Origin of the sequence: Bradyrhizobium algeriense, assembly GCF_003062295.1 — a bacterium.
GTDB lineage: Bacteria > Pseudomonadota > Alphaproteobacteria > Rhizobiales > Xanthobacteraceae > Bradyrhizobium > Bradyrhizobium algeriense.
The window spans coordinates 1-429 of the sequence record NZ_PYCN01000291.1; the positions used below are offsets into that span (position 1 = coordinate 1).

The window sequence follows — 429 nt, forward strand, 5'->3', positions numbered from 1 at the left end:
CAGCGGACTCTGCTGGGAACCGTGATCGTGAGCACAGAAGCCGGGAGCGCCCCGTGCCAGAGTGGAGCTATCGAGATGGAGGCTTACATGTTCTATCTGTACTTTCACTGCGCAGGTCCCGGCGAGATCCTGATCGATCGTAACGGAACAGAGGTTCTCGATCTGATAGAGGCTCGTGATTGGGCTGTTACCTTGGCGCGCGCACTCGTCGAGAGCGCCTACGGCACACGCGACTTCTCGGACTGGCACGTCTATGTCAGTGACGAGGACGATGACGAAATGCTGCTGATCCCATTCTCCGCCGTCATGCCGACCATCCACTAAGGACGAGCCCGCAGGGTGCAGAGCGAGTTCAGCCCCTCTTAAGGCCGAGGTTCGTCATCCTGCCTCTCCGTAGCCGGCGATTGAAAATTCGCCCTTTGGGCGTTT

The 429-nt window shown here is 58.7% G+C and carries 1 protein-coding gene; it reads left to right on the forward strand.

All coding sequences use genetic code 11. The features are described 5' to 3' along the window. Positions 1-324: DUF6894 family protein (locus tag C7G61_RS43560; RefSeq protein WP_244608805.1), on the forward strand; the 324-nt coding region annotated here is incomplete at its 5' end. Positions 325-429: the final 105 nt, after the last annotated feature.